At 39.7% G+C, this 18,959-nt stretch carries 14 protein-coding genes; all 14 read left to right on the forward strand.

The window, feature by feature from the left end; all coding sequences use genetic code 11:
- Window positions 1–7: 7 nt before the first annotated feature.
- Window positions 8–1,288, forward strand: coding sequence for a PAAR-like protein (locus PMEL_RS05235; protein ID WP_120174284.1), 1,281 nt, complete (start codon window positions 8–10; stop codon window positions 1,286–1,288).
- 2 nt (window positions 1,289–1,290) lie between these two features.
- Entirely contained in the window at window positions 1,291–1,875 is a 585-nt protein-coding gene (locus tag PMEL_RS05240) for a hypothetical protein (protein ID WP_120174285.1), read from the forward strand.
- A gap of 140 nt (window positions 1,876–2,015) precedes the next feature.
- Window positions 2,016–2,582 carry a hypothetical protein gene (locus PMEL_RS05245; protein WP_145985351.1) on the forward strand — a complete coding sequence of 189 codons (567 nt, stop codon included), beginning with the start codon at window positions 2,016–2,018 and terminating at the stop codon, window positions 2,580–2,582.
- Window positions 2,583–2,940: 358 nt separating this feature from the next.
- Entirely contained in the window at window positions 2,941–5,895 is a 2,955-nt protein-coding gene (locus PMEL_RS05250; RefSeq protein WP_120174287.1) for a TonB-dependent receptor, read from the forward strand.
- Window positions 5,895–6,275: a hypothetical protein gene (locus PMEL_RS05255; protein WP_120174288.1), complete on the forward strand. Its 381-nt coding sequence runs from the start codon at window positions 5,895–5,897 to the stop codon at window positions 6,273–6,275. The genes PMEL_RS05250 and PMEL_RS05255 overlap by 1 nt, the downstream gene beginning before the upstream one ends.
- A 38-nt stretch (window positions 6,276–6,313) precedes the next feature.
- Window positions 6,314–6,829, forward strand: coding sequence for a T9SS type A sorting domain-containing protein (locus PMEL_RS05260; RefSeq protein ID WP_120174644.1), 516 nt, complete (start codon window positions 6,314–6,316; stop codon window positions 6,827–6,829).
- A gap of 31 nt (window positions 6,830–6,860) precedes the next feature.
- Window positions 6,861–7,979: a DUF4876 domain-containing protein gene (locus PMEL_RS05265; RefSeq protein ID WP_120174289.1), complete on the forward strand. Its 1,119-nt coding sequence runs from the start codon at window positions 6,861–6,863 to the stop codon at window positions 7,977–7,979.
- 48 nt (window positions 7,980–8,027) lie between these two features.
- Window positions 8,028–9,629: a DUF6850 family outer membrane beta-barrel protein gene (locus PMEL_RS05270; protein ID WP_231999367.1), complete on the forward strand. Its 1,602-nt coding sequence runs from the start codon at window positions 8,028–8,030 to the stop codon at window positions 9,627–9,629.
- A 201-nt stretch (window positions 9,630–9,830) separates the two neighbouring features.
- On the forward strand, window positions 9,831–12,653 hold the full coding sequence (locus PMEL_RS05275) for a M16 family metallopeptidase (protein WP_120174291.1): 2,823 nt from the start codon (window positions 9,831–9,833) through the stop codon (window positions 12,651–12,653).
- Window positions 12,654–13,036: 383 nt separating this feature from the next.
- Window positions 13,037–14,251: a DNA cytosine methyltransferase gene (locus PMEL_RS05280; protein ID WP_120174292.1), complete on the forward strand. Its 1,215-nt coding sequence runs from the start codon at window positions 13,037–13,039 to the stop codon at window positions 14,249–14,251.
- 1 nt (window position 14,252) lies between these two features.
- Window positions 14,253–15,143, forward strand: coding sequence for an ATP-binding protein (locus tag PMEL_RS05285; RefSeq protein WP_172586752.1), 891 nt, complete (start codon window positions 14,253–14,255; stop codon window positions 15,141–15,143).
- Between the two features lie 104 nt (window positions 15,144–15,247).
- Window positions 15,248–16,186: an IS30 family transposase gene (locus tag PMEL_RS05290; protein WP_120173978.1), complete on the forward strand. Its 939-nt coding sequence runs from the start codon at window positions 15,248–15,250 to the stop codon at window positions 16,184–16,186.
- Window positions 16,187–16,298: 112 nt separating this feature from the next.
- On the forward strand, window positions 16,299–17,759 hold the full coding sequence (locus PMEL_RS05295; protein ID WP_120174294.1) for an ATP-binding protein: 1,461 nt from the start codon (window positions 16,299–16,301) through the stop codon (window positions 17,757–17,759).
- Between the two features lie 5 nt (window positions 17,760–17,764).
- Window positions 17,765–18,688: a response regulator gene (locus PMEL_RS05300; RefSeq protein WP_120174295.1), complete on the forward strand. Its 924-nt coding sequence runs from the start codon at window positions 17,765–17,767 to the stop codon at window positions 18,686–18,688.
- Window positions 18,689–18,959: the final 271 nt, after the last annotated feature.

Below are 18,959 nucleotides of genomic sequence, written 5' to 3' on the forward strand. Positions count from 1 at the left end.
AACAATAATGGGCAAGTTATATATTCCTGAAAATGTTTGGCTGGTATGTTCTGAAGGAACAAGCACACAACAAATGCTTGTAACAAGCCAGTCAACAGTGAAAATCGATGGCGGACATTTAATGGCAACAACAGCAGATAGGGTAAAAACTGATTTTGGCTGCAAAAAAGAAGCTCTTGCAGACGCCATAGGTGTAGCAATTTGTGCAATGGTCATTGCAGCATGCGTCGTGGGAACAGGTGGATTAGGAGCATGTGCCATTATAGGTCTGGCGGGGGCAGCTGGTGCTGTCGGTGGAGGAATCCTGGGCAGAGTGTCGCCATGCGGATGTGCACGTTGCATGGGTCCTTGGCAAAACTACAGTCCTTCTGTCATAGTAAGTGGTTATAATGCCCTCTTGGATGATTCTTTTTCTATCTGTTCAAAAGGCGGAACGATTAAGATAATGTTCTCTAAAGAAGCAGCAGAGGCGTATGCTGCTTTGGTGGCAATGAAATCGAACACCGAGATTGCCAATGTCGCAGCAATAGCATTTGCACTTCCATTTGTTCTTAAGGGAGCAGGAACTGCAATTATAGGTTTCAAGGGAGGGTTTACAGCAGCCTTAGCTGTTAGTAGTAAGGCAGCATTCCTTTACACATTAGAAGCAAGTATGATTGGCGGGGCATCGTATGGCATCGGAATATTGGTAAAGGAAGGGAAAGAAAGTATATACAAAAAAGCTGGAGTTTATAACTATACAAAAGGAAAGGAGGAGGATGAAGTAACATCCATTTTAGGTAATGATGATGGACAAAAAGATTTATTTGATGCCAAAAGTAATATTGGAAAAGTTGGAAAAATTGGAAAAAGGAAAAGCTATTCTATTACATCTTATGAAAAGATGAGTTATGAACGTGAAGGATACTTAAGCACGACCAAGGGATACATTGAGGAAAAGAGTTGGGAAACGGTCGAAGAAAAAGCCAACTGGAAATATAAAGCTACGAGTACTAAATCAATAGAAAAGATTTCGTCAACAGACAAACTTACACAATCTACAGGTGCATATTACATGAAAGAAGAGTATACTCTTAAAACAGGAAAGGATTATAATATTGGCAAAGGGCTTGGTTCAGATTTAAAAAAAGGGATAAATCCTTTCGGACATATGTTCGCTATAGATTTATTAATAGATCTTAGTAGAGGAATATGTAATAAGTTACTGGAAAATAAGAAAAAAGACTACGAAAAAGTTCTCACTACAGAACAAAAAGCGCGTAATGCAAAAAATGTAAAAACTAAATAAAAATGGATATAAATATCTCCCTAATAGAAAAAAAGGCTAAAAGACTCTTTCTAAGCCATAGGAAAACATCTTATACTATCGGTTTGTTTTTCATCTGCTGCTGTTTATATGTTGACTTTGTTACGATAAGTAACACATGCCACAAAATAAACAATCTTGAGTATAAAGAAGGAGTTGTTTCCTATTGGAATCATACAGGTGGAGAGTTTAACGATGCTACTCTAAAAATTAATAATGACACTAATACGTATATAACTCAACGTTATGATGGCTGGCTATGTTTTCAACATAATGGGAAAAGGGGTGAAACTGTTGCTTTCTATACTGTTAAGGATGAAGTGAAAAATGAGAAAGAAGGAATACCTTACTATGGATTATGCGAGAAAGATAACCCACGAACTTCATTTTGGTTATTCTTTGATGTGCTTTTTCCTTGCTATAAACCCGTTCTTATTTGGTTGGCTCTTGGTACCATCGGAATAATCCTTTTTAACTTTCAAATAATCCGAGACCGTTTTGTCCTACCTTTAAGCATTGTGGTTTTAGGTGTAAGTTTTCTTATGTTTATCATAGCTTCTATATCATGACAAAACTACTAAATATAAAATTATCAGAACAGTTTCTTGGACAATCCCATTTCTGACATTATTTCTTATAGGCTTGGCTACAACATCTTAATTTGACCAAAGAACAAAGAGCCTCAACATGGCAACAAATCAAAAAAAAGATGAGAACAGAAGAAAAATCATTATTATTGAAGCATCAGACACTTTCAAAATTAATAGCGATAGTGCTTATCATATTTAGCCTTTGTATTAATTATTATGTCATAGAAAGAGCCATATCTAATTACCAACATTTGCAACAGAAAGAGGGTGTTGTAGATATGTGGTATAGTACAAGTATGAAAACGACAAAAGCTTGCTTAAAAATAGAAGGAGATACAACTATCTATTCAACAAGCAGACCAGGCTGGTGGATGACATTACAACACGATGGCAAAAAGGGGGAGAAAGTTATTTTCTACACACTAAATAACGAACATAACGCAACCACCGAACAAACTAACCGTTATTTTGGTTTAAGCGAAATAAACAATCCTCGCTCCTCGTTCTGGATATTTCTTGATGTTATATTTTATACTTATAAAAAAGTATTTATTTTCTTCTTACTTAGCGTTATAGGACTCGTCCTTTTTAATGGGAGTATCGTTAAAGACCGCATAATTAGATTTACATCCGTCGCTTTAGGCATCTTATTTATTCTTTTTTGGGGTATAGCATCTATTTCTTAGATGATTATCCCTTACAAAAAATGATAAAGTTTACATCTGCAAGAGGAACTTCAATATAACAGATACAATTTCTTTTCAAACGTGCGGAGGCTCCGCACGCATGGTGCGGACGTTAAACACCAATAGTGCGGAGGCTTAACACCAATCATCTGGGCGGTTTATAACCTTACAAAATTCTACTACTCATAAAGTGTTAGATATCGTTTCTTCTCACACATTAGGCTGTCCCTTATCATTCCATATATCAGAAGGAGCTTATCTAATATGATAAAAGCATTTCCTATTTATAGAGGAAAGCAAATAAATACCTATTTTTGAGTATTGTAGAGTTAGTAGATTCGTCCTACCTTTGCAATTCATGGACTTCACGAATAGGATAATAGCGTCTATTGTATTTTGCGGACTAAGTATCAATGGAATTGCACAGACACTAACAGGTTGTGTTGTGGGGAAGGATGATCGTAAGCCTATAGCCTACGCATCAGTCACATTGAAGGAAAATCGCTTATACGCTTTTACGGACGAAAAAGGTTGTTTCACGATAAAAAACGTACCGAAAGGAAAGTGTACAGCGGTAATATCTTGTCTTGGTTATGCAGAACAAACAATAGTTGTCACCATTAATAATGATGGTGCCACGCTCAACGTGCGCCTTGCCGAAGACAACCTTCAACTCGATGAAGTACAAGTTGTTGCACATCGAAAGAAGGACGAGATAACAACCTCTTACACCATTGACCGTAAGACGTTGGACAATCAACAGATAATGACTTTGGGCGATATTGCCCAGCTTTTACCGGGTGGTAAGAGTGTGAACCCTTCTCTGATGAATGATAGCAAATTGACTTTGCGAAGCGGTTCATCAGAGCGAGGCAACGCGTCGTTTGGTACAGCCATAGAAGTGGATGGTGTTCGTCTGAACAACAATGCTATGATGGGTGAAACAGCTGGTGTAAGTACACGGGGGGTAAGTGCTTCTAACATTGAAAGTGTGGAGGTAGTACCCGGTATTGCCTCTGTAGAATACGGCGACCTCACCAATGGTGTAGTAAAAGTGAAGACCCGTAGAGGTAGTTCGCCTTTCATCTTGGAAGGAAGTATCAACCAACACACCCGCCAGATAGCCCTTCACAAAGGATTAGACTTAGGCAAGAACGCTGGACTTATCAACTTCTCCCTTGAGCATGCACGCTCTTTCTCGGATGCAGCATCGCCTTACACTGCTTATCAGCGCAACGTTCTATCGTTGCACTATATGAATGTCTTTATGAAGAAGACACAACCTCTTACCTTGGATATTGGTCTGAATGGTGGCGTGGGAGGCTATGATTCAAAGGCAGACCCAGACCGCAACTTGGACAGTTATTATAAGGTTAAGGACAATAATGTGGGTGGTAATGTGCGCCTTGACTGGTTATTGAACAAGTCATGGATAACCAATCTGAATTTTACAGCTGCCTTCACCTACGCTGATAAACGCTCAGAAAGCTATAGCAATGAGAGTAGTAGTTCTACACAACCTTATATCCACACTTTGACGGAAGGATATAACATTGCTGAAGACTACGATAAGAACCCTTCTGCCAACATCATCCTTGGTCCTACGGGTTATTGGTATCTTCGTGGCTTTGGCGACTCGAAACCATTAACCTATAGCTTGAAGCTGAAGGCTAATTGGAATAAATCATTTGGAAAGTTCCGCAATCGCCTACTTGTTGGTGCAGAATGGACCAGCAGTAAGAACAAAGGAAAGGGAACATACTACGAGAATATGCGCTATGCACCAACATGGCGTGAATATCGTTTTGATGTCCTTCCCGCTTTAAACAATATGGCACTCTATGCCGAAGACAAGCTATCAATGGCTGTAAATGCCAAACAGAACATTGAATTGACAGCGGGTGTACGTGAGGATATTACCTCTATTCCTGGCTCAGAATATGGAACAGTGGGTAGTCTTTCACCACGACTGAATATGCGCTATATGCTTCGCTTCGGACAAGAAAGTTGGGTGAACAGTCTTAGCTTGCATTCAGGATGGGGAAAGAGCGTGAAGCTTCCGAGTTTCCAAGTACTCTACCCTTCTCCATCTTATCGTGATATGTTGGCATTCTCATCTACCAGTGATGCTAATAATCGCTCTTATTACGCCTATTACACTCACCCTTCAAAGGCACGATACAATGCTGACTTGAAATGGCAATATGCCAACCAGTGGGATTTAGGTGTGGAACTGAGAACAAAAATTGCGGACATCAACCTTTCATTCTTCCATAGTAAGACTTTCAATCCTTACATGGCAACAAACACTTACACACCTTTCACCTATAAATACACATCACCTGCTAAACTTCAAGCGAGCGGTATTGATGCGGCTAATCGACTCTTTGCGATTGACCCACAGACAGGTATTGTGACTGTGAGCGATGCCAGTGGTGCGAAAACACCAGTCGTTCTCGGTTATGACGAACGTAACACCTACGTCACCAATACGAAATATGTGAATGCTGACCCATTGAGTCGCTATGGCTTAGAATGGATTATAGACTTCAAGCAGATTAAGTTGCTCCGCACACAGGTGCGTGTAGATGGTAAGTATTATCATTATAAAGCACAGGACGAAACCCTCTTTGCGGATGTTCCTGTAAGTCTTAACACACGTCAATCAGACGGTAGACTCTATCAGTATATTGGTTATTACCGTGGTGGTGCAGCTACTTCAACCAACTATACCGCCAATGCTTCACCATCAAATGGCTCTGTCAGTGGTCAAGTAGATATGAATGTCACATTGACGACACATATACCAAAGATTCGACTCGTCGTAGCTTTGCGTTTGGAAAGTTCACTCTATACTTACAGCAGAGCCACCAGCAGTCGTGGATATGTTGTGAATAGTGGCAATGAATACTTTGGTGAGCCATATAATGGTAAGGCAGAAAATCAAACAGTAATCGTCTATCCTGAGTATTACAGCACATGGGATGCACCAGAAACATTAGTTCCCTTTGCAGAGAAATTACGTTGGGCAGCAACGAATGACAGAGGATTATACAACGACCTGACACAGTTGGTTGTGCGAACCAACTATCCTTACACATTGAATCCGAATAAGTTGAGTGCGTTCTGGTCGGCTAACTTGAGTGTAACAAAGGAAATAGGCAAACACGTATCTATATCGTTTTATGCCAATAACTTCTTCAACACACTTGCTCAGGTACACTCTACTCAGACAGGACTTGAAACAAGTCTCTTTGGTAGTGGATATGTTCCGAGTTTCTATTATGGACTTTCATTAAGATTGAAGATATAATGAGAAAGATATTTTGTTTACTTGCAGTATGCGTGATGACGCTGTTAGTTTCATGTGCTGACTATGATGAAGGACTTGATGTAGTCAACTTTGATGTGAAGTTAGAGTTTCCAAGCACATACGATGGCTCGTATGAAGGCTTACGTGTAGAGTTACAAGACGCTGTGGCAAGCACCTTCGTTGATAGTACAGACACTGAGGGAGTAGCGCATTTCAGTGTTCCTTCTGGGTTGTATAAGGTCAGCAGCTCTGCAAGAAAGGAGACAGTAGATTACCGTTATTTCTTCAATGGTGCCAAGTCGCAGGTGGTCGTTGCAGTAGACTCTCCTCGCATAGTAACCTTACCATTAGTAATGTCGAAGAAACGTATCGTGAATTAAAAGAGAAATAAAGATAGTATAAATTAAAAACAATGTTTATGAAGAAAATAAGTTTTATAGGGCTTATCGCTTTAGCACTGTCGTTCATACCCCTTAGTGGCTTTGCGCAGACAGTACAAGAAAAGATGATAACCTGCCTTGTCTTGACCGAAACGAATGGTACCAAGACCGAGTTTGCTTTGGATTCATACCCAGTTATAACCATAGAAGGCAACGACCTTGTTATTACTTGTGAGGGTAAGAAGTTATCAACAGCACTGACAGGCGTGCAGGACTACCGCTTCATTGAGAAGAAGGTGACAACAAGTATTAGTAGTGTACCTTCTAATGACCCAAAGAATGAATCTAACACACCTCAATTCTCTTTCAGTAATGCTGAGGTTAGTGGATTGAAAGCAGGTGCAAGAGTGGCTATTTACAATCTTAATGGTACACAAATCAGCTCAGTAACAGCAGATGGTGAGGGACGAGTTGCCCTTGATTTCTCGTCTTTACCTAAGGGTGTCTACATTCTCCGCACACCTACAAAGAGCTTTAAGTTTATGAATAAGTAAGAATAACATTAGAAATTAAATAGAAAAAGATATGAAGAAAATATTACTTCTCCTTGTTGCTGTATTTGCTTTCATCAGCAACATCAACGCACAAACATGGAATATGGTTGTGACACATAACGATGGTACCGTACAAGTCATCAAAGCATCAGATGTAAAGAACGTTACTTTCCAATTGCCTGATCAGAATGCTGACCAAGTTATCATCAAGGAACTATACACAACTGGCGTACCAGACGATAAAGACCCCAAGAAGTTCTTCCAATCAGACAAGGGTTTTATCCTCTATAACAATGGTGGTAAGACTGCGGTTATCAGCAACTTGGCTATTGGTATGTTAGACCCATACAATGCACATTCTGGTGCAAATGCATGGTATAGTGCAGGTGCAACGGAGCCATCATACGTATCTCAGAACTGGGTTCCAGCAACTGCAGGTATATGGTACTTCCAGAATTCATTGGTTATCGAGCCTTATTCACAGGTTGTTATCAGCTGTATGGGGGCTATAGACAACACCAAGACCTATTCTAAGAGCGTCAACTATGCCAACAAGGATTATTACACAATGTACGATCCAGAGTCTGGCTATAACAATACATCTTATTATCCAACACCTTCAAATGTTATTCCATCCAGCCAATATCTTAAGGCAGTAAACTTTGGTCCTGCCAATGCTTGGCCACTTAGTCAGTCTTCTCCAGCCTTCTTTATCTTCCAAACAAAGGGCACAACACCTGCTGCTTTTGCTAAGGATGCAAGCAATATCACATACGCACCGGGCAAAGCACAGACAAATGTAAATGCTGTTTTGAAGGTCCCAACAGACTGGATTCTTGATGGTATTGAGGTTTATCAGGATATTAACGAGAGTAAGAGTAAAAAGCGTTTCGGCTCTGACGTGGATGCTGGTTATGTAAAGCAGACTATCAAACTTGGTCATAGCGTATATCGTAACGTGGATGCTGAAGCGACAAAGAAGATTGAAGGCAATACCGCTAAGTTGGTTTATAACTACAAGTATGGCACAGACCCAAGTGGTATCGATGCTGAAGCATCTATGAAGAATGGAGCAAAGATTGTCTACATGGACACTAACAACTCTACTTCTGACTTCCACGAGCGCAAACAGTTCTCACTTAGAGACTAATAAAATAGATGGTAAAAGAACATAACCTGTAAGATGAAATATAGGTTCATGACACTTATACTGGCAGGAGCAGCCCTCTCTGCCAGCCTCAACGCACAGGAGCAGGCTAAAGATAGTCTGCTCCATCGTGATTTTAGCTTCGTTGCCAATAGCGATGCATGGCTGAGAAGTGACAATGCTGCAGCTTTGACACGATTTAAGACAAAGAACATTTCTTTGGCTGAAGTTTATGCACAATATGGCAAGGGAGGCTTTGTCAACTATGACGAGTCACCACGTACCGTGCAAGCGGGTGCCAACGTGTCTTCATTCTATCGTTTGACGGACAGGATTGTCCTATCGGGAAGTATGCGTTATGACAACTTCTCTGGGCGCAACATGACTGGTTCAGCATTCATACAGACCCAGCGTCTGCCCTTTGATATCGTAGAAGACTCGCTAAACCATGCTGGCACAAAGCATCGTGACACCTATAATCTTATGGGAGCATTGTCTTGGGAGATATATAAAGGACTTGCCATTGGTACAAAGGTGGACTTCACTGCAGCAAACGTTGCTAAGTATAAGGATTTAAGACATAAGACAAAGCTAATGAACTTAGCCCTTACAACGGGCGTATATGTACCACTACGGTCTGTTAGTCTTGGCCTTAACTATACGTATCGACGTAACACGGAGAGTGTAGTTTTCAGTACTTACGCTTCAAATGCACAAGAGTTTTCATCTTATATCAACTATGGCCCGTGGATTGGCAAGACCGAACAATTCAGCAGTTCAGGCTTTACCGACAGCAACAGAGAGCAACCGATGCTCAATGAATATCATGGGTTAGGACTACAATTTAGCTGGGACATCCTACCTAATCTCTCATGGTTTAACAACTTTGGCGGTACATATCGCAAAGGTTATTACGGCAGGAAGTCACCCTATACGATAGTTCACTCCGATCATCATAGCAACATCTATGACTATCAATCACGCCTATCTTTGACTCTCGACAAGCAGATACATCATCTCGATTTCAGCTTTTCAAGCGAGAATCTTGTCAACGAGATGAATGCTTTTCGTTCTAACAAAAACGAACAAGGGGCATACTTCTATCAGTATCTTGACCCTGTGAAGAGTGCTAACAAGGCGTGGAACGACGTACATCTTGGCTATACGGGCTATTATGGCGTTATAAACGAATTACCTCTCTGGACGATTGAAGCGGGGGCAAACTTCTCTCACCGCAAGCAGACGGGCTACAGCTACCCTTACTTCCGACGTCAGGACATCCACACAACAGAGGCTTATACAAGTCTTACACGTAACCTCCTTTTCCGAAAGGGAGTACTTTCACTACAAGCAGGCTTTGCCTACAAGAAGGGAAAGGGTGATGCTTTCGAGGATGGAACATTGGCACAACCTTCTGATAAGCAGAATGGTTTTCCTACGATGGACGTACTAATGTATTGTGAGTATAAGTATCTTACAGACCCGCAATACTCCCTTCAACTTGGCGTTAAGTATGCCTTTGTACTTCCGGGGACAAAGATGAAAACCTACACTGCCTTTGACTTTACTCATCGCCACACTAATGACGGCAACGCTTACCTTGTAGGTAGGAACTATTCAACGGGCAGACTGACCATTGGTTGCACCTTCTAACAGTCTTACTATTGGTCCGCACGAATGGTGCTAAGCGTTCGCACAAGTGGTGCTGAGCCTCCGCACCACTCGTGCGGAGCACTTAAAAGAGTACAATATGCTATTAAGACCAAAGCAAGTAAGCCTTAGTAAGATGACAGCTACCCCAGAGTAATTACCAAACAGACATAAAAGAATTATAAAAGGAATCAATCACATATTATGTTAATAAACAAAAGAATCATCAATGCGCTTGTGCTCCTGCTCCTCGTAACAGGTGCTATGGCGCAGAATGTCACTACCGACAACAGCTTCCGTATGGGTAAGTTGAAGAATGGTATGACTTATTATATACGCCACAATGCCAAGGAGAAAGGAATAGCCGACTTCTACATTGCACAGCGTGTGGGAAGTATTCTTGAAGAACCAAACCAAAGAGGATTGGCTCACTTCCTTGAGCACATGGCTTTCAATGGTAGTAAGAACTTCAAGAACACTGCTTCTTCACCAAGTATCGTACATTGGTGTGAGGCACATGGTATTAAGTTCGGTACCAATCTCAACGCCTACACCTCTGTTGACGAAACAGTTTACAACGTCAGTTCCGTACCTGTAAAGCACGAATCTACCATCGACTCTACCCTACTTATCCTCCACGACTGGAGTCACTACTTGGACCTTGAGGACAAAGAGATAGACAAGGAACGTGGTGTTATTCACGAAGAGTGGCGCACACGTCGTGCTGGTATGGCTTCACAACGCATGTTGGAAGAGGCGTTGCCAATTATCTATCGTGGTACAAAGTATGAGGACTGCCTGCCAATCGGTAAGATGGAGATTGTAGACAACTTCCCTTACAAGGCTCTTCGTGACTATTACCACAAGTGGTATCGCCCAGACCTGCAAGCAATCATCGTTGTGGGCGATATTGACGTAGACAAGATGGAACAGAAGATACAGTCTGTCTTTTCTGCCATCCCAATGCCTGAGAATGCTACTCATCGTGAATACTTCCCAGTAAGCGACAACGACAAGATGATTGTGGCTTCGCTGAAAGATTCTGAACAGCCTATCATGCTCGTTACACTTTATATGAAGCGTGAGGCTACACCAGATGCAGAGAAGTCTACTGTAAAGTATCAGCGAGACGGATATGTTGACGACTTGCTTTCTTATATGATTGGCGAACGCCTTAACGAGATGCAGGACAAGAATCCAAAACCTTGTTTGAGTGCTTCTGCACGATTGGGACAGTTCTTGATTAGCCGTACAAAAGATGCCTTTGTTCTTTCTTTCGGTGCTCGTCAGGAGGATGTAAAGGGTTCTTTCGATGCTGCAGTGGGTACGATAGAGCAGATTCGTCAGCATGGTTTTACTCCATCAGAGCTTACTCGTGCCAAAGCCTTCCGCCAGAAGGTGATTGACCGCCAATACAATGAGCGTAACGACCGTCGCAATTCTTACTATGTGCGCCGTGCTAAGCAGAACTTTTTCGATAACGAACCGATTACCACCGAAGCATACGACAAGCAACTCGATGATCAATTCTTTAACGAGGTGACTCTCAACGAGGTGAATGCTGCTATGCGTGAAGCTATCACGAATAAGAATCAGGTGCTTGTTATATATTCTCCCGACAAGGCTGGCGTAAATGTTCCCTCAGATGCGCAGTTCGAGCAGATGGTTCTCGATGCACAGGCAAAGACCTATCCTAAGTATGTTGAGAAGAAGTTGGACGATAAACTTATAGAGACGTTACCGAAGAAGGGACGTATCAAGAGCGAGAAAGCTGGCTTGCACGGAACGACAGAAATCACACTGAGCAATGGTGTGAAAGTATTTTTCAAGAAGACCGACTATCAGAAGGATGCAGTAACGCTAAACTTCTTTGCAGAAGGTGGTTCATCCCTCTATCCTGTCAAGGATTTGATTAACACGCAGTTTATCTCAGCTGCTGTAAAAGAAGGTGGTGTTGGCCGCTTCAGTGCAACAGAACTCAACAAGTTCTTAGCTGGCAAGACCGTACGTATCAACGCTGGTGTAGGCAATGAAACACAGTCTATCAGCGGTAACTCATCTATCAAGGACATTCGTACGCTGTTTGAACTTACTTACTTGTATTTTACCAACCTCCGTCGTGATGATCAGGCGTTCCAGTCAGAAGTTAACCGTATGCGTTCTTTCCTCACCAACCGTGAGGCAAGTCCAAACGTTAGCTACAACGACTCTATCGCTACCATCGTTTATGGCAACTCACCACGTGTACAACCACTTAAGGCAGCTTCGCTTGACAAGGTAAGCTATGACCGTGTTCTCGAGATTTACAAGGAACGTTTCAGCAATGCTTCTAACTTCAAGATGATTATCATGGGTAACATTGACATCGCTCAGTTGCGCCCTCTCTTGGAGCAATACATTGCTTCGCTGCCATCAACAGGCAAGAAGGAAACCTTTGCAAAGACTTATCCTGACGTGCGCAACTGCAACGAGACACACCGCTTTGAAAAGAAGATGAAGACGCCATTGGCACGTGTAACCGTCTTCTACACATGGGACGAACCTTACACAGCTAAGGCTGATTTGGAACTCGACATCTTCAAGCGTGTATTGTCTATCGCCTATACCGACTCTATCCGCGAGGAGAAAGGTGGAGTGTATGGTGTGAAACTACAGCAGAGTCTGAACGCAACAAGTAATCCTCACGCCATGTTGAAGATTGCCTTTGATACCGACCCAGACAAGTATAACATGGTAATGCCAATCATCACAAAGCAGATTGAGCATATTGCCAATAAGGGTCCAGAGGCAGTAAGTCTGCAGAAGGTGAAGGAATATCTCCTAAAACAGTACGACCAATCTTCTGTTACCAATGACTACTGGCTCTACGTGATATACAACCAGCTGCGCCACGGAGTTGACTTTGACAAGGACTACAAGACAATCGTGCGTAACATCACAGCTGCCGACATCCAGCGTATTGCCCAAAACCTTATCAAGAGCAACCGCCGAATAGAAGTAACGATGCAGTCAGAAAAGGAGAAGTAAGCCGTTCTATATTATAGGTTGCACAAAGTAAACCTACTTAAAACAGCCATATCGAAGCCAGAGAGCTTTGATATGGCTGTTCTTATGCCAAAGAGTATGAAGATATTATTGCAAAATCAACCGCATTAAACGGCAAAACGTATCATAAATGGCGTTCAAACATATCATATATTCTCTTATGATGAAAATATATTTATAAAAGGAATGATATTCTCATTTTTTTTGTATCTTTGCCATGTAAACTATTCGATTTGTTGCAGACTTTTGCTGTATAACAGAAAGCATAGGCAACTTTTTGTTGCTCATGTTTTATTATTAGAATAAAACTAAAGTGTTGCAGAATTTAGTTTTTGCAATTATAGTTACGTTTTTTATCAACCTAAATGAAAAAGAAAGAATATACAGTCATCGATCTCTTTGCAGGAGCAGGGGGCTTATCACTTGGCTTATATCAAGCTGGGTGGAATGGGTTATTCGCTATAGAAAAAAATCCCTTTGCTTTTGAAACATTGAAATATAATCTAATAGATGACAAAAAACATTTCTCATGGCCAGAGTGGTTGCCACAAACACCACATGATATTGACGAAGTTCTGAAGAATTATTCTCAGCAGTTAAAAGAATTACGAAATAAAGTGGATTTAGTTGCAGGAGGTCCTCCGTGTCAGGGCTTTTCAATGGCAGGTAAGCGTATAGAAAGTGATGTTCGTAACCAATTGGTATTTTCTTATATTAAGTTCATAGATTTAGTTCGACCAAAGATGATTCTATTTGAGAACGTTAAGGGCTTTACTTATGCTTTTGATAAGAAAAATGATAATGACGCAGAGCCTTATTCACACAAGGTTATACGTGGTTTACAAAAACTTGGGTATAAAGTAAAACCCCATGTTTTTGATTTTTCAAATTATGGTGTACCTCAGCGTCGAAAACGTTTTATTTTGGTTGGTATTCATAAAGATTTAGGAACTCCAGATAATTTTGAGCAGTTGCTGTTGGTTAATCGTGACCAATTCTTAAAAGATAAAGGATTGAAACCAACAACTACATTGCAAGAGGCAATTTCTGATTTATTGCGTAGTAACGGTGAAGTTCCAACACCTGATCGTAAAGGTTTTAGTTCTGGGAAATATCGTAGTGGGAAATTAACCAATTATGAAAAATTGATGAGAGGGGATTATCCAAAAGGGCATGAGATTCCTGATAGTCATAGCTTTGCTAGGCATACAGCTGAGAAAACACTATGCTACCAGCATTTGTTAGCAGAATATCCTCAACGTGGAAAACGTATTGATGGGAAGACTCGTGAGAATTGGGGAATCAGACAAAGAAGCATTACTGTTTTGGATCCTGCTACTGTATCTCCGACTATCACTGGGCAGCCCGATGACTACCTACATTACTCTGAGCCTCGTATTATGACGGTTCGTGAATGTGCTCGTATTCAGTCTTTCCCAGATTGGTATGAGATAAAAAAGAAATATACAACAGGAGGAAAAATGCGTAGAATAGAAGTGCCTCGCTATTCTCAGGTGGGTAATGCTATTCCACCATTATTTGCCGAGCAGGCAGGTTATGTACTCAAACAGATGTTTTAGTATGAAAGATAATTTGCAATTTAAAGTTAGTGCTGAGTTGAAAAATATTCTTGGTCGGGATTTGATAACAAGTCCCGATATTGCCATACTGGAGTTGGTTAAGAATTCATACGACGCACATGCTTCTAAGGTTGAAATCACTTTTGATGACGATTATATAACCATTGCAGATAATGGCAAAGGTATGTCAAAAGACGATCTAATTAACAAATGGCTATTTGTAGCATATTCCGCAAAAAGTGATGGTACTGAAGACACGTCATACCGAAGTAAGTTCAAACGCCACTATGCTGGTGCTAAGGGTATTGGACGTATGTCATGTGACCGATTAGCTAGAAATTTGGTCTTAACTACTCGAAGCGTAGATAGCGATAAGACAGAGGTCCTTTATGTTGATTGGAGGTCCTTTGAAGTTAGTAAACATAGTGAGTTTGACACAATAAATATTCCACATGAAACAATAGATACTAACCTTTCTTTTCCTTTGGCATCTCCCACAGGAACAATCTTGAAGTTTACAGACCTTCACCTTTTATGGTCCCGTGAAGATATCAAACGACTTCGACAGTCTTTAGAGAAAATGATTAACCCCTTCTCTGGAACAGATGATGATTTTACAATAGAGATTATTGCGCCAAAGATGAAGGAAGAGGATAAAAAAGTTAGCTCTCAATATGATGTGATAAATGGAGTAATAGAAAACTCTATCGCTGATGTGTTAAAGCTGAAAACAACACAAATAGAGAGTCGTATTCAAAATGGTAAAATCTATACTATTTTGAAAGACCGTGGGATTACTATGTATGAGATAGAAGAGGCAATGCAAGTTCCAAAACGAAGTGCAATAAAAGAGTGTCCCTCTCCGAGAGATGCAGACGTTCTCGACGCGTAGCGAGAGGTTGTCTGCATCTCTCGGAGAGGAAAAAGAAACAACCAGCAATACAAATAAAAAAGGAGACCGAAGTCTCCCAAAGATTAACTAACTTTGTATTGCAAATGTATCATCAATTAATCTCGGAGCAAAGGTCGCAAATTTTTGCCTTACTCCAAAAGAAAACAGCGAGAAAAGAAATTGCCGAGATCGTCGGTATTAGTCAGTCAACACTCTCACGTGAAATCAAACGCAACAGTACGCCTTCGGGAAAGTATATCTGGACGAAGGCGCATGATATGGCTATGCAGCGCAGAAAGAGCACGGTAACTAACGCCAAACTCTCCGACGAATTAGTTTGGAGAATTAAAGAATATATTATCAACGACCAGTGGTCTCCAAGACAAATATCAGGGTATCTGCGCATAAATGAGAGTATAGAGGTCTCCCACCAGTCCATCTATAACATTATCCACAATGACACAACAGGGAAGCTTGCAGAGCACACAAGGCATAAGATGAAATACAGGCATCGTCCCCAAGGCGGACATCTTCCAATAAAGGACAGGGTGAGTATCCATGAAAGAAGTAAGGAAGTTGACGGGAAGAGATTCGGAGATTTTGAGATGGACTTGATCGTCGATCCTGCCCAGCACGCCATACTCACAATAGTGGAGAAATCCACCAATATGTTGTTTATGCAGAAACTGCCATTTGGAAAAATGTCAAAGCCTCTGGTAAAGGTGGTTAGGAAACTACTGCTGCCATACAAAGACAGCCTGAAGACAATTACAACAGATAACGGACCTGAATTTGCAGCACATAAGGACATCACAAAATACTTAGGAGTGCCCGTGTACTTCGCTGACCCATATTGTTCATGGCAAAAGGGAACTGTTGAGAATACAAACAAATTAATCAGGCAGTATATACCTAAAAAGGATTCGTTTGATAAATATACGGACAAGAGAATTATGTCCATACAAAAGAAATTGAACGAAAGACCAAGAGAAAAATTAAACTTTTCTAATCCAAAGTGCGAGTTCTTTAAACACGTTTTGTAATTTTGCACTTGCTGGTTGACTCTGCGCAAGCCAAAATTACTACTTATTAGATACAGTTTCTATAAGCATCTTCTACCTCAATCGGGCTGCAAAATATAATTTTACAAAAAAAATGGGTATAGAACCTGTTAAATATGGAAATGTATTTCTTTTTAGAAACGGTTTCAGAATATTTCCTTTTGGAGAATGGAACGATGATAGCTGGAAATTAAATCAACGCGTTCAACAAGGTTATAATCGATTTTTAGGTACTCGAGAATTATTCGGTCGAGTCGATATTGAAACGGACAACTCAGAACTAATTAAAGAAGTATCAAGTCGAGATAATGGATTAATTAAGACAGGTGCTTCTATCCAATTAATGGATTACTTTACTCTGATACATAGACGTTTGGAACGTTATGTTGTTGGTGTCTTATGGGGAGAAGGATTTTTAAGAAAGGAATACTTTATTAATCAAACTTCAGCTATAGCCGCACGAGTATTGTTAAAAAAAGATAAGGACCAAGAAACTGCAAAACATTTATATGCAAATATAGGTAGTAAGGTTGATTTTATGCAACTCATAAAATCTCTTGTGAATGATAAGTCTGTAACAGTATTACAGTATAATGAGGAGTTGGCAAACATAGTTGCTAATCCCTCAGAGACGGAGATGATTCAGACACAAATGTTTGATGATGTTCGCAAATTAGCTGAGAAAACTAATGATTCTTATTTACTTGAGAAGATTCAAGAGTTTGAGAAGCATCTTGATGATTTACGCCAGGAAAAAGAAGACGCAGAACGAAAAGCAGAAGAGGAGCGTAAGGCAAAAGCTGAAGTTGAACGTAAATTCCGTGCCGAGAAAGAAAAACGAGAGCAAACCGAGAAAGAATTAGAGCAAAAGACAAAGCAAAATCTATTCCTACTTTCTGTTGGTACACTTGATACTGACCGTATATTAAAATATCATCATGATATTCGTATTCATGCGGCAACAATACATAATACGATAGGTCAGATTATGAAAAAAGCAAATCGAGGTGTTTTAACACCAGATGAAATAATCAAATTGGTAGAACGTATATCTAGGGCAAATGAAAAAATTACATCAATAGCACAGTTTGCAACAAAGGCGAACTATAGTATTGAAACTGACGTAATTAAGGCTGATATTATCAGTTATATAAGTGAGTATATCAATAATGTTTTACCAGAGTATTATGGTGATATAACATTGAATTGTGAAGTAAATTCGTGTTCTAAAATATTGGAATTTGCACCAATAGAAGCAAGTATCTTTATTGATAATTTGGTTTCAAATACCGTAAAATCCAATGCACAACATTTCGATATTACTTTTAAAAATAAGAGAGATGTAATATGCATGATAGTTTCTGATGATGGTGATGGTCTTTCTTCAAAATTGACAGATCCTAGTAGTATATTTGAAAAGGGTATAACCACATCAGACGGTTCGGGGTTAGGCCTTTATAATGTTGCGTCTTTCGTTAGAAATGTGATGAAAGGAACTATCGATGTTGATAAGTCTAATAATAAAAAAGGGTTTAAACTATTCATAAATTTCTAAACATCATGAACTTAAAGTATAAAATTCTTTGGATTGAAAATGAAAAAGACTGGGTAAATAGTATTGAAGACCAAATTCAAGAATATCTTGATAATTTGGGATTTGAATTTAAAAAGAAACTCATAAACAAAGAAGATCAAGAAATCGATTATAATAGTTGGGATTTAATCCTTATGGACTTAAATCTTGCAAGTCAACCTAATGGTGCGGAGCTTATTTCTAAAATCCGTAATCAGGGAGTATATACGGATGTTGTCTTTTATTCATCAAGTGGAATTGATGAGTTAAGGACGAAAGGAAGAGAAAAAGAACTTGATGGAGTATATTATAGTAGTCGTGATGTAAATTTATTTATAAAGAAGGTAAAGGCTGTTATTGACACCACAATCAAAAAGGTTCAAGACTTAAACAATCTTCGTGGACTAGTTATGGCAGAGGTAAGTGAACTCGATTCACGCATGGCTTCTCTTATAAAAAAATATTTTATAGATCAAAGCACTGACAAAAAAACAAAAGACTTTACAGAACGCTTTGTTAATGAAATGGAGAAAAATACCAAAAAGAAGCTTTCAGAAAGTAAAACTTGCGATAAACTTTGCAAACATACATGGCGCAATCTTTCTATAGAGGAAATAATAGAGGATTTCGATTTTGATGCTTCCAGAAAAGCTCGTGCAGTCAATTTGATAATTAAAGAAGCAAAAATTTCATACACCCCTAAAGGCAATAATTTTTTTGAGGATTATTCTAATGAAATGCTAAAAATGCGTAACCAACTTGCACATTGCAGTAGCTCCTACATAAATGGGAAAGAGATTTTGACTACAAAAGATGGAGAAAAAGAATTTAACGACGAAAATTTTAAGGAGATCCGAAAACAAATAAGGGAATATAACGCTATCTTTGATAAAATTGAAAAGAAAATTTAGGAGAGGGTATTATGTTAATACTTTTATAATTAGTGGGCAACGATTAAGTGGTCGTACCTTTAAAGATTATTGTAAGTGAAGGAGAGTGTATTAAAATTATTCTTATAGAAAATTCTCAGGAAGTCCTTAAATCTATTTAACAAATACGCGGATAAAGTAAACTATCAGTATAACTAAATGTTCATTACTATGAAGTTAATTAAGTTTTTCTATTAAAAGCATTTCACCAAAAAGAAAAATTAGAATAACCTTTTGGTGAAATATGTCGTTT

Origin of the sequence: Prevotella melaninogenica, assembly GCF_003609775.1 — a bacterium.
Classification (GTDB): domain Bacteria; phylum Bacteroidota; class Bacteroidia; order Bacteroidales; family Bacteroidaceae; genus Prevotella; species Prevotella melaninogenica_A.

Excerpts from the sequence above, each read along its gene's own strand:
- PMEL_RS05270 (WP_231999367.1), top strand. The coding sequence starts at position 8,028 with ATGACACTTATACTGGCAGGAGCAGCCCTCTCTGCCAGCCTCAACGCA.
- PMEL_RS05300 (WP_120174295.1), top strand. The coding sequence starts at position 17,765 with ATGAACTTAAAGTATAAAATTCTTTGGATTGAAAATGAAAAAGACTGG.
- PMEL_RS05295 (WP_120174294.1), top strand. The coding sequence starts at position 16,299 with ATGGGTATAGAACCTGTTAAATATGGAAATGTATTTCTTTTTAGAAAC.
- PMEL_RS05280 (WP_120174292.1), top strand. The coding sequence starts at position 13,037 with ATGAAAAAGAAAGAATATACAGTCATCGATCTCTTTGCAGGAGCAGGG.
- PMEL_RS05290 (WP_120173978.1), top strand. The coding sequence starts at position 15,248 with ATGTATCATCAATTAATCTCGGAGCAAAGGTCGCAAATTTTTGCCTTA.
- PMEL_RS05250 (WP_120174287.1), top strand. The coding sequence starts at position 2,941 with ATGGACTTCACGAATAGGATAATAGCGTCTATTGTATTTTGCGGACTA.
- PMEL_RS05265 (WP_120174289.1), top strand. The coding sequence starts at position 6,861 with ATGAAGAAAATATTACTTCTCCTTGTTGCTGTATTTGCTTTCATCAGC.
- PMEL_RS05240 (WP_120174285.1), top strand. The coding sequence starts at position 1,291 with ATGGATATAAATATCTCCCTAATAGAAAAAAAGGCTAAAAGACTCTTT.
- PMEL_RS05285 (WP_172586752.1), top strand. The coding sequence starts at position 14,253 with ATGAAAGATAATTTGCAATTTAAAGTTAGTGCTGAGTTGAAAAATATT.
- PMEL_RS05260 (WP_120174644.1), top strand. The coding sequence starts at position 6,314 with ATGAAGAAAATAAGTTTTATAGGGCTTATCGCTTTAGCACTGTCGTTC.
- PMEL_RS05245 (WP_145985351.1), top strand. The coding sequence starts at position 2,016 with ATGAGAACAGAAGAAAAATCATTATTATTGAAGCATCAGACACTTTCA.
- PMEL_RS05275 (WP_120174291.1), top strand. The coding sequence starts at position 9,831 with ATGTTAATAAACAAAAGAATCATCAATGCGCTTGTGCTCCTGCTCCTC.
- PMEL_RS05255 (WP_120174288.1), top strand. The coding sequence starts at position 5,895 with ATGAGAAAGATATTTTGTTTACTTGCAGTATGCGTGATGACGCTGTTA.
- PMEL_RS05235 (WP_120174284.1), top strand. The coding sequence starts at position 8 with ATGGGCAAGTTATATATTCCTGAAAATGTTTGGCTGGTATGTTCTGAA.